Consider the following 15,276-nt stretch of genomic DNA (forward strand, 5'->3'; position numbering starts at 1 on the left):
ACGAACCGATTGCCTCAGAATTGGTATTGAAGCACATAATAGGGCTGATTGGATAAGTTCGCAGCCAAACCAGGCTCCAGCCACACCGCACCCTGTTCATTAGTCAGTTCAAAGTAATACAAAACAGGATAGGGTGAATCCGTATAGCTGCCGGGAATGACAGCTTTGTACACTCCGTTCTCATTCGACATGGGTACGGTTACGTAGGCCTCCGCCTGGTTAACATGTCTGTACAGCAGGCTGATCTGCAGTCCGGCAGATTGATCGGCCAGCATCGTGCGCAGCTCCACAGCTTCACCCTTAGGAGTAGCTTGCGGAGGCTCATGGTGAAGAATTGGCCGAGGCGGCACTGAAATATCCGGGAAGCTTACAGCTGCTGCCGACTCGTTAGACAACGGTGCACGGCTATCAGCGGCAGCTGCCTGGGCATATACCTGCTCCATATCGGCAATATCCTCTTCAATACCCGACATACGATCAGCCCAGTGCCCTTTCATATGAGCTTTATAACCAAAGGTAATATCATCACGATAAACATCTTGGGTCACGTTGATGATGTGCTGCCAATCGGTTTTGGCGGAGCGGTAGCTGCCCAATGCCTCACGCAGCTGCTGCACATTACCTGTTTGCTCGAACAGCGCATAGGATACGCCTGCCCGCAGCTTCTGTGCAAAGAAATGACCCAGTCCGGCCAGAGCAGCGATGTCTACGGACCAACGCCGATAATTGGCTAATGTCTGGTCGCCAATGAGTGAATCAGCGGCAGCCAGATGCCGTTCTGCCGTCTCTGCCAGCTCCTCCAGCCATGCAGCAACCGCAAGCGGCGTGTACTTGCCATGGAGCCTGTTCTGCAAATAATCGTCAACAAATTCGTTAATTCCATAAAAGATAGCTGTATCCAATGGACTAACCGCTCCGAACGTATGCGGTTCAGGTGTATCGAAGGCACTCTCGGACAGCTTGCCTGTATTCACGATTCCCAGATTATTGTACATTTCCGGCCAGTAATAATTGTTGGATGCAGAGGGCAAATGCGCTGTTGTGAACAGCAGCAGAATACGGCTGGCATGGGCAAGCGCCTGCTCCAGATCCGGTGCTGCCTTCCTGAATTCATGGCGCAAATACCTCATCCATTCAGCAGAATCAGCTTCGGGATTATAGATGAGCCTGCCCCACACACGATACGTGTACACGAACTTTTTCCATTCCTCCCCAGGCAGCTGCAAGGCTTCCTCCTTATAAAGCTCCCGCCCCCCAGAAGTCCCGCTGGTCTTGCGGGCCTTGAACGACATCGGCTCGCATAGCTCCACACCGAGGCTTCCACAAAAGCTGCTGCTGCGTCCATATCCTGCAGCCATCGCCGGATCTCCCCACAGCAGCACCCGCTGTGTGCCTGGCCAAATGCGATGAAGCACACCGGTTCTGCGATTATCATTCAAATAATCCGCATAGCCGTATCTGGTAAACCTGCGATAGGTGTTGGTAATCAGCATCAGATCCGCACGATCCGTGGTCGCGACAGGAAGCTCCTTCGTACGTATAGCCGCTTGGTGATAGGGCAATCCCATATGCTCAGCCCAAAATTTGGGGGAAACGATCACTGGCATCCCCGTACCCAAGGCGACCTCCAGCATTTGCTCGTCAACACCTTTGGGATGCATATCGATTTCGATCGTACGTCCACACGCGGTCAAGCCTTTCATGACCTCTTTCCAGAATACGTGGGATGGCTCAGGAATACCTCCCTCGTAATGCGTGCGTAGTGTGACGCCATCAATATCCGGGCAGCACTCCAGCAGAAGCCGCAATCCGTCGCGGCAGTAGACAGCATGATTGGACTCGTCCACGCCGTCAATGATGTGCAGCTCATTTGGGCTGTCGGCCATTTGATACGCATGGTTCCACAACCCCAGCTGAAAATGAATCCCGCGACGCTTCGCTTCCCGACTTATAAACTGCAGCGTCTCCAGATTCCGTGACACTTCCTCCTGCGGCATGTCCCGAACACGAACCTGATAGCTCGGTACATCCAGGAAATACGGGTAGACGAAGCCAAAATAATTATCCTGCACATTCGGATCATGACCATAATCATACGAAATCCCGAGTGTAAGGTGAAATCGGTTGAAGCGATGGGTAGCCAGCTCCGTCAAATATTCCAGCCAGAAGGTCTGATCATAAAACCACGACTTATCTTCAATTTCACTGCAAAAGGATCGGCTGATGCTGCGAATCTCGTTGGCAGGCTCACCCGAGTAGGAATCGATTTTGATCAGATCCGCAAGTGGCTCTTCACTGCAGCGGACACGGTCGGCCAGCTCCAATATTGCATAGACCAGGCCTCGTTCATCGGCACCCGTAATGTGCAGCAGGCTTGTTGAGCCTTCGGCTTCGGCAGCCTCCTGATGGATCAGGAACGACTCGGCAGCGGCCGAGCCATCGAAATTTCCTGCAATCATTATTCGAAGCGTGTCTGCTGTAGCGTTCCGGGTTATCTGGCCTTGATCGTCCAGGGCTGTTTCCGCAAGCTCTATGCCTTGCTGCTCCAGCACGTGTGCCAACCGGGCAACTGCCCAGTTCACCGGTTCGCTCACCGCTAATACATCCGATGTATCGCGAACTACGGTTACCGTTAACTTGTCGTCTTTTCCCTGCTTCATCCATCAACATCTCCTTCTCATCCTATCGGTATCTTAAATGTGCTTCCTCTGAATATCCGCCCAACCTTCAATTTCAGCCTGTCCTTCCATGCTGAAGAAGCCCGATATAGATCGAGCTTCCCGATTTGTTACCCCTTAACCGAACCAAGCATGACCCCTTTGGCAAAATGCTTTTGCAAAAAAGGATAGATGACCAGAATTGGCGCCATCGACAGCATGATCGCAGCCATTCGAATCGTTTCCTGAGGTAGCGTCCTGTCATCGCCGCCAGCCCCCGCCTGACCGACCCCGTTGGAATCGGAATCGATCACCAGCGTTTTGACGAGTACCTGCAGCGTCCATTTTTTCGAATCGGAAATATAAATCAATGCATTAAAGTAAGTATTCCAGTGGGCGACTGCAAAGAACAGCGTAAACGCGGCAATCGCTGGCATCGAAAGCGGAATGACAATCCTTAAAAATACCCCCAAGTCCGTGCAGCCGTCGATTCTGGCCGAGTCCTCGAGCTCGGAGGGCAGCGATTCCAGAAAGCTTTTGATCACAATCAGACTCCAGGCACTGGTTAAGCCCGACCAGATTAATGACCAGTACGAATTGAGCAGTCCCAATTCCTTAATCAAAATGTAGCTGGGTACGATCCCCGCATTAAAAACCAGCGTAAAAATGACGGCGCTCAGCATGATGCCGCGCCCGGGCATGCCTTTTTTGGTTAACGCGTATGCAAGTGAGAACGATACCACGACATTAAGCACCGTGCCGACCACGGTTATAAACGTTGTACTTTTTAACGAGTTCAGAAAGCTGTTGGTCGACAAAATGTATTTATAAGAGATTAATGACCATTTTTCCGGAAATACATAAAATTGCAGCGGCACATACACCTTCGGATCTGTAAAGGAAACACTGAACACATACAGAAACGGAAACACGCACACGGCCGAGATGATCCCGAGCAGGGTATAGTTCACCCAATCGAACGACGTCAGCTTTTTACTGGCAACAAAGCTCATAGCAGGTACCCTCCCCTCAATAAATGCCTTCGTGGCCGAGTTTTTTGACAACATAATTGGATACCATGACAAGCACAAGGCCGACGAAGCCCTTGAACATGCCTACCGTTACGCCCGCACTGATCTGTCCCTTCAAAATCCCGTGTGTATATGCGTACGTATCGAATACCTCGGAAACGGACAGCACCAATGGATTTTGCATCAGCAGCACCTGCTCAAAGCCGATATCCACCATATGACCCAGTCTTAAAATCAGCAAAATGATAATGGTCGGACGAATCGCCGGCAGGGTCACATGCCAGATTTGACGCCAGCGTGAGGCACCGTCAACGACAGCCGCTTCATACCGCTGCGGATCGACGCCGGCCATGGCCGCGAGGAATATGATCGTACCCCAGCCTGCTTCCTTCCACATATTTTGTGCGGTGATCATCCCCCAAAAATAGTTCGGGTTCGTTAGAAAGGCCACACTTTCGCGACCTGATCCGGTAATCAGCTTGTTCACAATCCCTACATCGGTGGACAAAATAAAGAAGGTCATACTTGCCACCACAACCCAGGACAGGAAGTGGGGCAAATATACGATCGACTGATTAAACCGCTTGAAGGCTTCGTGTCTAACCTCATTCAGCATAAGCGCCAGGAGGATCGGCAGCGGGAACATGAACACCAGTCCGATCAGGTTAATCGAAAACGTGTTGCGCAGCATGATATAAAAATTGTTATCTGAGAACAGCGATTCAAAATGCTTGCCTCCAACCCACGGGCTGCCCCAAAATCCGCTGAACGGATTATAATCCTTGAAGGCAATCAGCAAACCCCACATCGGCACAAATTTGAATAGTATAAAATACAGGACACCCGGCAGTGCAAGCAAATACATATATTTGTATTGCAGCATCCGAATTCCGAGCCGTGGCCAGAATCCGGTTACCTGCCGTCTTTTTGTAAGTTTCATGTTGGCCAATGCATTAGGCTCCTGCATATGCAACACCTCTCTTCATCTGGGGAATATCAAACGGCAACAGCTCATGCTGATACCTGCTTAAGCCTGCTGCGTAAGCTCATAATACGGCTGGTTGGATAAGTCAGCATCAAACCCGGGTACAAGCCAAGCCTGACCCTGATCCTCCTGAAGCTCAAAATAATAAACTAACGGGTACACGGAATCGGTATATGCAGCAGGAATTGTAGCTGTAAGCAAACCATCTTTCTCAGACATAGTCACAGTCTCATAAGCCTCCGCTTGATTGACATGACGGTACAATAGGGTCACCTTCACACCCTCTGCAGGCCCCAAAAGCTTGACACGAAGCTCCACCGGAGCACCCTTGCGATAATGCACAGGGGACTTATGCTCGCAGGCTGGACGCACCTTAGCTGAACCAACCACGGCTGCGGGGAAAATATCCGCATAAGCTAGCGCGTCAGGGTAATGACCTACGGTCACCGCTGCGGGGATAAATTCCTGAATCGATGCGGCTTGCGGGATGAACGCTTCCGCGGACGGATCTGCTGATGCCGCTGTGTCTGTTCCCGTTTCTGCATCTGCCGCTGCTTCAACACCGCTGAGCAGCTTCGCGTGCACCTGCTCCATCACGGCGATATTCGCATCGATGCCTTCCAGACGGTCTGCCCAGCTGCCACGCATAATCTGTACGTGCCCATATACCTGATCAGGCTGATAAACATCCTTCGTTCTCTCGACTATCTGCTCCCAGGCCGCCTTCGCTGACCGATAGCTGCTCAGTGCTTCCTCCAGACGTTCGATGCTGCCCGTACGTTCATGCCAGGAGTAAGCAACTGCTGCACGCAGCTTGTGTGCGAAGAAATGTCCCAGTCCGGCTTGTGCAGCCACGTCGACAGCCAGCCTGCGATATGCAGCTTCCGTAGAATCCCCCACCAGTGATTGCGCAGTACCAAGATGCTTCTCTGCCGATTCGGCCATATCGGACAATCGGTCCGCAACCTCTAGTGGTGTCATCTTGCCGCTGCGTTGATTGCGCAGGCAATCGTCAACAAAGTCATCCACCCGATAAAATAAAGCCGAGTCCAAAGGACTTACCGAACCAAAGGTTTTCGGTGCGGGTGTATCAAAGTCATACGGCGACGGTTCCCCTGTGCTGACAATCGTCTGGTCCGTATAGATTTCAGGCCAATAGACATTATTAGCTGCTGAAGGCAGATGTGCAGTCGTTATTAACGGCAGGATACGTCCGGCATAAGCTAGCGCCTGTTCGCAATCAGCTGCTGCTGAGTGAAACTGCTGGCGAAGGTATCGCTGCCACACCTCTGGCTCCGTATCCGGGTTGTACAGCAAGCGTCCCCACAGACGGTAATAATACAAATACTTTTTCCATTCCTGTCCATCTAACTGAAGGGTGCTGTCCAGATAAGGCTCACGCCCACCTTCCTTGCCGCTGCCCTTACGTCCTTTGAAGGCAAGCGGCTCGCACAGCTCGACGCCAATGCTGCCGCAGAAGCTGCCGCGACGGCTGTAGCCGGCTGCCATCGCCGGATCGGCCCACAGCAGTACTCTTTGCGTGCCCGGCCATATGCGGTGGAGCACACCGTATTGACGGCCTTCTTTTAAATAATCGCCATAGCCATAGCGGGTAAATCTACGGTAGGTTGCCGTAATGGACATCAGGTCAGGACGATCCGTGCTCGCCACCGGAAGCTCCCAGGGACGAATTCCGGCCTGGTGATAGGGCAGGCCCATATGCTCCGCCCAAAACTTCGGAGACAGCACCACCGGCATGCCGGTATCGAGGAACAGCTGCAGCATCTGATCATCTACACCTTTGGTGTGCATATCGATTTCGACAGGTCGTCCGCAAGCCTTAACGCCGCTCATAACGACCTCCCAGAACAGATGGGCCGGCTCAGGAATGCCTCCCTCGTAATGGGTACGAATCGTCACACCGTCGATTTCCGGGCACGTTTCCAGCAGCAGCTTCAGCGCATCACGGCAATAAGCGGCATGGTTGGATTCGTCGATACCTGTAATAGTGTAATCAGAGTTTGGACTATCCTCCTGCACAAAGGCATGTGTCCAGATCCCCAGCTGAAAATGGATCCCCCGTCGCTTGGCTTCTCTGCCGATATACTGCAGCGTCTCCAGATTGCGTTCCATTTCGCCATCGGCCAGCTCTGCTGCACGAACCTCGTAGCCTGGCACATCCAGCAAATATGGATAAGCAAAGCAAAAGTAATTGTCTGTTACATTCGGATTATGCCCGTAATCGTAGCCCATTCCTAGTGCCAGATGGAGCCGGTTAAAGCGCTGTCCAGCCAGCTCGGTCAAATATTCGTCCCAGAACGTCAGATCATAGAACCATGGCTTATCCTCAACCTCACTTACGAATAAACGGTTAATGCTTCTCACCTTGTTATGAGGCTTATCGGAATAGGTTTCGACAGCTTGAAGTGCGGCTACCGGCTCTTCGCTATAAGCAGCACGGTCAGCCAGCTCAAGCAGGCCATAGACGAGACCATTCGCGTCCGCGCCAATCACCGTAATGGTAGTTCCTTCGGCTGTTTGATTATTAATGATACTAAAGGCTTCTGCAGCTTCCGGAACTTCGATACTGTGTGCTCTTAGCAGCTGCTTGGACACGGCTGAATCTGCTCCCGATACCTGAATATGAATGCTTTCCGGTATGACCTCGGAATCGGCAGCCGACAGTTGTGCAGCAGCATCGATGGTGGGTTTCAGGCTTGTATAGCCTGCATGGCTGACCTGCAAGCCCTGACGGGTTAATACCGTTTGCAACTGGGTAATCGCCCAGCTTACCGAATCATGGGTTGTCAAGGAATCGGAAGCGTCACATGCTATCGTTACGGATACTCCGTTTATTTGCGTCATTAGTCAAAAATCTCCTTTATGATCGAATTTTTAGATTTGTGAAATCTGGTAATCAGTCTTCTCCAGCCATTCGGGGTTAATTGTAACGCCCCATCCCGGACCATCCGGTACCTGCACCTGTCCATTGGATACCTGCAGCTTTGAAGTGAATAGAGATTCTGTCCATGAGTCCGACTCAATCGAATATTCCATAAAGGTGCCTGCATTGGGAATCGCAGCAACCATGTGCATCGTGAACACCGTCACCATCGAGTGATTAGCCGCATGCGGTGTGCAGGTCATCCCCGCGTACTGGGCCAGCTTGGCTACTTCCAACGCCCTGCTTAAGCCGCCTATGTAGCAAATATCCGGTTGGACGATATCGACCGCATGCATCGAAATCATTCTTTTCCAATGAGCCATATCCGTGTCCTGTTCCCCGCCCGTCACTGCTACGTCGAGCGCATCGGCCACCTGCTTCGTCCATTCCAGCTCTGGATAAGGGCAAGGCTCCTCATAATGGCATACCCCCTGCTGCTCCAGCATCCTTCCGACCTCAATGGCACGGCGAGGCGTGAACCCGCTGTTCGCATCGACATACAATGCCGTATCATCACCGATAGCCTTGCGTACGGCAGCTACCACCTGCTCCGTTCTGCCTGGGTATACATCGATATCGCGTCCAAAATTGTTGCCAATTCTTATTTTAAAAGCACGAAAGCCCTGCTCCGCTTGAAGCCTTTGCAGCCGCTCCGCTTCGTCGGATGGTGAAATGTTGCGTCGCATGCTGGAGCCGTACACATCGATAGCACGCGGCTTCCCCCCCAGCAGCTCGCAGACGCTAAGACCGGCGCGCTTGCCGTGCAGATCCCATAAAGCCGTATCCAGACCGCCAACAGCCCTGCAGACGTAAGACCCGGGAAATTTGTGCTCCCCCTCCACAACCTTGTCAACCAAATCGGCAATCCGTTCAGCATCAGCCCCCAAGGCGTAGGGAGCTACCTGCTGATGCAGCACCATTGCTGATATATTGGCGTGGTACGTCGCCAGCTGACCATAACCTTCGAAGCCATCATCGGTTTTCACCCTTACGATACTGATATTTCTTGTGCTAAAGGTTTCGATGCTTTTAATTTTCATATGAATCCTCCTTAAGCCAATTTCCATTTCCTTGGAAACTCTTGCTAAGCTTTATCCACTGCTTTTACGCGGGCAATCCATGCATCGCGACCAGGTATCGAAAGCTGCAGTCTGGTGCCCTGCTGTGACCACTCTGTGTCTCCCCAATACACATGCTCCGCGTTCCAGGCTCCCCAGGCTTCGGATAGCTCAAGCTCGACGTTTTGCGCTTCCCTATGCGGGTTTACAGCCCAGATATACAACGAACCGCCGGTTCCCCGCGACAATCGCACCTGCAGCTTTGCATTGGATCGTGTTACATGGGGCTGTATCCCGGCCCATTCCAGGACCTTGGAAAAGTACTGCAAATTGCCCTCATCGTGCGTATGATAATAGGCTGCTGATGGAAAGGTGCCGACAAGCATCGTTTTCCCTTTGCGATAAACATGTTCCACGACAGCAGCAGAGCCGTCCGAATATTGTCCGATCACCTGACCTCCGGCTGACCTGTATGATTGATTGTAAATGCTGCCTCGTACCTGAACGCCGCCAAGCTCAAAAGAAACGGCATCAGAAATATCGGGCATAAATTCCACGTTGTCCTCCACGGCGCCAAATACTTGATCCAGTCCATGGTTAGGCTGCAGCGTCCCGACCTTGCCACGATCTCCAAAGTAAGCTGGACATCCTTCACTGATCAGCGTACCGCCATCAGCCACCCACTGCTGCAGCGCCTCCGCTTCTTGACTCCCAATCATCACGGGATAAGGCCAGTAGAGCACACGGTAATTGGCAATATCCTCGATGTGCACCCAATCCGCTTGAATCCCCTGATCAAAAAATCCCTGATATGCTCCCCACATCGCCTGCTCATAAAAAGCGTTCTTGCCTTCACGATTTAATAAATAATCAAACACCTGCGTATCGGGTACTACCAGAATGCCGATTTCCCCCTGTACGGGAGCGGATTCGAGCAGCTCACGCTGCTCAGGGGCATTAGCCCACTTAGCTATTGTGCTGGCCATGTCGGAACGCGGCGTTCGTGAGCCGTCCATCGCATAAGGGCCAAACGCGCCAAACAAAGGACCATCCAGCAAGGGACGCCAGCGTGGAAAAAGCACGCCTCGCGCACCTCCGGCCAGTGTTATCATCTGCCAGATCCGAATATCCTCCGGCTCGGTGACCCGTCCGTCATCCTTCGCCCGTCCGATCACCTGCGGCTGCAGCCACAATGGACCGCCCTGCGTCTCGGCATGCCAGAAGGTTTTGCCGCGCGAGGCTGCGCGTGTCAGATCGACAGCATGCCATTGCTTCCACGGCTCATTGCCCTTACGCGAGGCGACCCAGGTGAAGCCGTACAAATCGACCTTGGAGGCGGCGAGCCAATCGTCGGCCCCCATAGAGGCCATAACGTTAATGCTCCCCGCTATCCCATGAGCGGTGATCAGATTCTTATCGTCCACGCTGCGGATCAGATCGACCCGCCACTGCATATGCTCATAGAAATTGTGCTTGGTAAAATGCAGCCAATCGATGCATTCCGGATACGGCCCCAGCTGCCTGGGCGTCCCTACCTGCTCCCAGGCCGAATAGCTGTACCGGTGCCACGCCTTGTTCAGCGCCTGCAGGCTTCCGTATTTATTTTGCAGCCATACGTGGAACTTTGCCTTTGTATAAGAGCCGTGACACACCTGCGGTGAATAATTGCATTCGTTCCATACGTCATAACCCGCCATCGCGGGATGATCCTTATAACGAAGCGCCAACGCAGTCAGAAATTTGCCTGCCAGCACCCTGACTTCGGGACAATCCAGGGAAAGTACGCCCTGCGAGCCTTCGCCAAAGCCGCCGCTTGAGCTGCTAACGCCCATTTGTGTGCGTAACGGGGTGCCGTCCGCCTTCACATAGGCAGCATGTGCATATTCATAAGCGGCCCATTCCGGTACCGATGTAATCATCTCTGCAATAATCGTCTTGATTCCATGCTCGGCAGCCAGATCCATATGCCGGTCATAATCCTCCCAGTCGTATACGCCCTTCTCTACTTCGATGGCTCCCCACATAAACCAGTGACGGTTAATATTCATTCCGTCCTCCTGGGCTACCGCATAATCACGTTCCCAATCTTCCCTTGGCGGGTTGGATTTGCGAAAATAAACGGCGCCGTAAGGCAATTGAGGCAGCTTGCTTATTCCTGTCATGGTTTCCCTCCTGCATGTATTTGGGAGAAATTCACAATCGCGCAACACATCATTATCTGCTTCCCAAGAAAGTAAAAGGAACGGTTCACACTTCGGGAATGCACTACCCTACCTATGTCCCGTTCCTGCTACGTCTAACAAAAATCCCGATTGCTTGCTGCCGTTAATTATTTTCCAAAAAACTCTTTGTATTTGGCGGCAAACTCTTGATACGATTTTTTAATATCCGCATTCGTATTCAATTTGTCTACATAGCTCTTGTATTCATCCATCGATATTTGTCCAACGATCGCTTTGATAACCATCGACTGCCACTCTTTTTCATATTTCGGCCATGTTGTTGTCCACGTATCCGAGTAAACAACGTTGAATAAATTCATTTTACCTACCTTGGCGAATACTTCGGTTTCCTTGATCTTGGCATCATTGTAGGCTTTAGGAGCAGAAGCATTGAACACCTTCATAATGTTGTTGAATGCCATAGGGAACGGCTGATTCGCATTCGTTGTGACTTCCTTGACTCCCTGGTCGGTCAGCTGAGGCTGCCCGTCAACCAGCTTGTGATGCACACCCTCGATACCGAAATAGTTGAAATCGGTGAATTCTTTAGTCGTAGTCGTGTTGAAGTACTCCAAAATTTGCTTCACCTTGGCTTCAGGTACCTTCTTCGAGATATAGAAAGCTCCGAAGAACGGCGGCACCAATGCGACGCTCACTCCGCCCGGCCCCTTCATTGGCGGCAAGGTGATAACATTCGCCTCCGGCTGGAGCTTCTTGATGTCCTGCTCCCACGAATAATCGCGCCAGATGTTACGGGTATAGGAAGCCGCACGTCCGGTCGCAAACATTTCTTCAGCCTGTGTTTTCTTGATTGTGGAAAATTCCTTCGCCATAATCCCGTCAGCGTACTGCTTGCGGAACCAGTCGATCATCTGCGTATAGTTGGGAGTCAGCGTTTCCTTGATCAAGCCGCCATCTTTATCAAAAATCGGATCAAGTCCGCCGAAAGCTGCCAAGTAGGAAGGGTCTCCATCTGCGACCAGGAAGCCATGTCCGAGAATACCAATCGTATCCTTCTTGCCATTGCCATCCAGATCACTATCGACGATTTTTTTCAAGGCTGCCGTGTATTCATCAAGCGTTTGCGGAATCGGCAAATTTAATTTGTCCAGCCAGTCCTTACGCATCTTGATACCGGGATCGATATTCGGACGGTTACGGGCTACGCCGTATATTTTGCCATTCACCTTCATGTAATTCCAAACGTTCGGATCGGCATTTTTCTGAAGGTTCGGGTATTGGCTAAAATCGCCGAGCAGTGGCGTCAAATCCCAAAATGCACCTTGATTGATCGCATTCAGCAAAGTTGGACGGGTCGCCGATTGGGACACGATAACCTCGGGAAGGTTTCCTGAAGCCAGCACCAGGTCGAATTTGGTATCATAGTCACCGGATGGAATCCACTCGATATCGAGCTTGCTGTTTGACCTTTTTTGGAACTCCGTCCAATATTGGTCGGCCATATTCGGAACCTCGGCAAACGATGGTACAAGAAATTGAATTTTTACAGGCTCGGCTGCGGCAGGTTTATTCTCCTTTGCCGTATTTGTACTCGTACCTGTTCCTGTACCTGTTGCAGCAGGAGCGCCGCTGGTGCAGCCAGCCAATAAGCTGATGGATAGGACAGGAGCTACTGCCCAACTGACTCGTTTACGAAATGATCTTTTCATGTTAACCCTCCTAAAAGTTTGTAGTTCCAGATGCCTTACGTTGTTTCATGATGCTTCACGGACTAACCCTTACGACCAACCCTTGGAAAGCCTGATGGCTGATAGCGCTTTCTTTCCATAGCATAGTTGCAAATTGGCAAACAGGTAAGAGACAAATCTTTTCCTGATTGGGCTTTTGCCACCACAAGTCAATAATTGTCTCTTTTGCCTGCCAAATGTCTGTTGCCTTATCCATTGCGGTTTTCCGTCCTGTACACACCTGGAGTCATCCGTGTCAGCCTTTGAAATACGCGGGTCAGATTGCGTTCCGAATATCCGATGATCGCCGCAATTTCACTGATGCTTTGATCCGTCTCCAGCAGCAGCCGTTTGGTTTCTTCAACCCTGCATTCCACGACAAACTCCAAAAAGTTAATGCCCATCTCCTTCTTGAACAATCGGCTTAGATAAGAATGGCTGATACCCATCCGTTCTGCGCAGAGCACCAGGGAAATATCCTCTGTACAATGCTCACGAATATATTTACATACCTGCCGAATCACGGATTGTCCGACATTGTTGTAGTAATCCTCGGTCAGTTTTTTATAAAGCGGAAACAGCACCTCTACAAACCAATCTGTAATCTCCCTTGAGGTATGCTTGCTTTCCAGCTGGCCAAACAGGTTATGCTCAAGAATATCGAGGATGCTGCCCTCTTGCTTTTCCAGGGATGTAATAATGGCAGAAACCAGTACGTAATAGCTCTGATGAATAAAGTTATAGGATTGTGAAATGTTAAGCGCTTTCGAAAAGCCGGTTAGTGACTTCTCCGCCTCCTCAACCTCTCCCTTGGTCAAAGACTCGATAATCGCACCTTCCAGCTCACGCGGATATCTGAAAGCGGAACCGGTTTTGGAATTTTCCAGGTCCTCAATATGCAGGATCGAGTCGGAATCGTGATAAATCCGGTACTGCAGAGCCAGTTCGGCCTCCTTATAGGAAACCGGAACATCGGCAATATGCGAATAACATCGACCCATCCCGATTGAGGCTTCAAACGACAAATAGTTTTTTAACGATTCACGAACCGAATTGGCAAATTCAATCACTCTATGATGCAGCTTTATCTGCTCCATTTCATTTTTCCACTGCATCAGGGCAATCCCTTTACCTTGATAAGGAAAAACATATCCATTCAAATGAGGACTTTTTCCCATCAGCTCCTGCATGACGTTGGTCACGGCAAACGCTACAATGGGCTTGTCTCCCGGTAAAAACCGCCGTTCCTTATACACATTTTCCACTTCAACCACCATCACTACATAATTGGAATTGACGGTTAGCCCGTATGTGTCGCAATCCTGAATTAACGATTCACTACGGATGTAATCCCCATCCAGAAGCTGCTGCAGACAACGCTCGCGCAAGGTTGGTTGAATTTTCTCCATATAACTGCCAAGGTATTGCGTTTCCTTGCTTAAATAGTCGATACATTCGCGGATGTAGTCCAGCTCGTTGTCCTTGCTTTGAACTTTGCCTGCACCGACCGCTTTGCTGTGCTTGATTAATTGCTCAATAGGACTGTAAGCTCGCTTCGTACTGAAATATGTAATCACCACAGCCAGAGCAATCAGAAACAAGACGGTCAGCATCGTAAAGGAGCGAATCCATATCAGTCTCTCCGTAATGCTCTCCTCAGGGACAATCGCTACATAGGTGCGGCCGAATACACTTTTTACATACGAATAATGTACACGCTTTCCATTCAGGCCATCATCATAAAAGCTGTCGATCGTGTTATCCGATTCGCTGATCTTGTGCAGAGCCGGCAGGCTTGAAAGCTTGTCTGCATTCATGAACGTATGCTTGCCCGTCAGCTTCGGGTCTGGATAATTGACGAAAACCAATTCCTGCCCCTGGGACATAATCGTCGTATCTGCCTGCAAAAACTTGCTGACCACCTCCGTTTCAATCTGAAAAGCTATGATGCCTCTCGACGGGGATTTACCTATTACCGGAAGTCGTCTGGCAAAGGTCAGGTAACCTTCTCTTTGGCTGGACGGCAGGTAGCTCCAACTGGAGATCGCCTCCTGCTTCATGAGCAGCTCAATATCCTCCTTAAATTTATAGTTATCTATATCAATCGTTCCGTACGTATTGGACACAACAATATGGTCAATGTCATTATAAAAATAAATTTCGTTAATAAAGTCGGTAGCGTTCTTCGCCAGCGTAATTTTCGTTAACAGCTCATGGTGCCAGACTAGCGGATTATCGGTTACCCGATTCGTGAATAGATCATAAATGGCCGGGTCTGCTGCCAGCTGCAAGGATTCCTTTTCAATACTTTGCAGGATGCGTTCCGCTCTGTCCTTGAGCAGTACAAGGGAGGATTTGCTCTCATCCATAATTTCGCTTTTCATTCGCTCCATCGACAGGTTATAGTAGATCATGCCAGCTAACCCGATCGGAATACAGACAGCCAAACAGCCGATCCATACAAAACGGTGCATATATTTTCCACTGCGGCCCGCTTTTCCAAAAAACAAATAACGGGTCCATGATTGAATCCGGTTCGCCATAAAGTCCTCCTCTGGATGAATCTATCAGGTACATTCAGTATACGGCATCCACCTCAAGGCGATAACGGACAATTCTTGATCTATACGTCAGAAGCGCATGAATACAGCGTCCATAACAAGTATTGTCACTTGCAATATATAAAAGGTG

At 50.6% G+C, this 15,276-nt stretch carries 8 protein-coding genes; all 8 read right to left on the reverse strand.

Translation table 11 applies throughout. The annotated features are described in order from the left end of the window. Window positions 1-14: 14 nt before the first annotated feature. Window positions 15-2,660, reverse strand: coding sequence for a hypothetical protein (locus NST47_RS33785; protein WP_341159035.1), 2,646 nt, complete (start codon window positions 2,658-2,660; stop codon window positions 15-17). 128 nt (window positions 2,661-2,788) lie between these two features. Next, the gene (locus NST47_RS33790) at window positions 2,789-3,670 is read right to left on the reverse strand and encodes a carbohydrate ABC transporter permease (protein ID WP_262687060.1); all 882 of its coding nucleotides are present in this window, start codon (window positions 3,668-3,670) and stop codon (window positions 2,789-2,791) included. Window positions 3,671-3,686: 16 nt separating this feature from the next. Beyond that, window positions 3,687-4,628 carry an ABC transporter permease gene (locus NST47_RS33795; RefSeq protein ID WP_076229955.1) on the reverse strand — a complete coding sequence of 314 codons (942 nt, stop codon included), beginning with the start codon at window positions 4,626-4,628 and terminating at the stop codon, window positions 3,687-3,689. A gap of 87 nt (window positions 4,629-4,715) precedes the next feature. Continuing rightward, window positions 4,716-7,538 (reverse strand): hypothetical protein, encoded by a 2,823-nt coding sequence (locus NST47_RS33800; RefSeq protein ID WP_341159036.1) that lies wholly within the window; start codon window positions 7,536-7,538, stop codon window positions 4,716-4,718. A gap of 30 nt (window positions 7,539-7,568) precedes the next feature. Beyond that, window positions 7,569-8,657, reverse strand: coding sequence for a mandelate racemase/muconate lactonizing enzyme family protein (locus NST47_RS33805; protein WP_341159037.1), 1,089 nt, complete (start codon window positions 8,655-8,657; stop codon window positions 7,569-7,571). 44 nt (window positions 8,658-8,701) lie between these two features. Next, window positions 8,702-10,837: a beta-galactosidase gene (locus NST47_RS33810; RefSeq protein WP_341159038.1), complete on the reverse strand. Its 2,136-nt coding sequence runs from the start codon at window positions 10,835-10,837 to the stop codon at window positions 8,702-8,704. A 167-nt stretch (window positions 10,838-11,004) separates the two neighbouring features. Continuing rightward, window positions 11,005-12,567, reverse strand: a complete 1,563-nt coding sequence (locus NST47_RS33815) for an extracellular solute-binding protein (protein ID WP_341159039.1) — start codon at window positions 12,565-12,567, stop codon at window positions 11,005-11,007. 227 nt (window positions 12,568-12,794) lie between these two features. Beyond that, window positions 12,795-15,128, reverse strand: a complete 2,334-nt coding sequence (locus NST47_RS33820) for a helix-turn-helix domain-containing protein (RefSeq protein WP_341159040.1) — start codon at window positions 15,126-15,128, stop codon at window positions 12,795-12,797. Window positions 15,129-15,276: the final 148 nt, after the last annotated feature.

The sequence above is a fragment of the Paenibacillus sp. FSL H8-0034 genome (assembly GCF_038000305.1).
GTDB lineage: Bacteria > Bacillota > Bacilli > Paenibacillales > NBRC-103111 > Paenibacillus_S.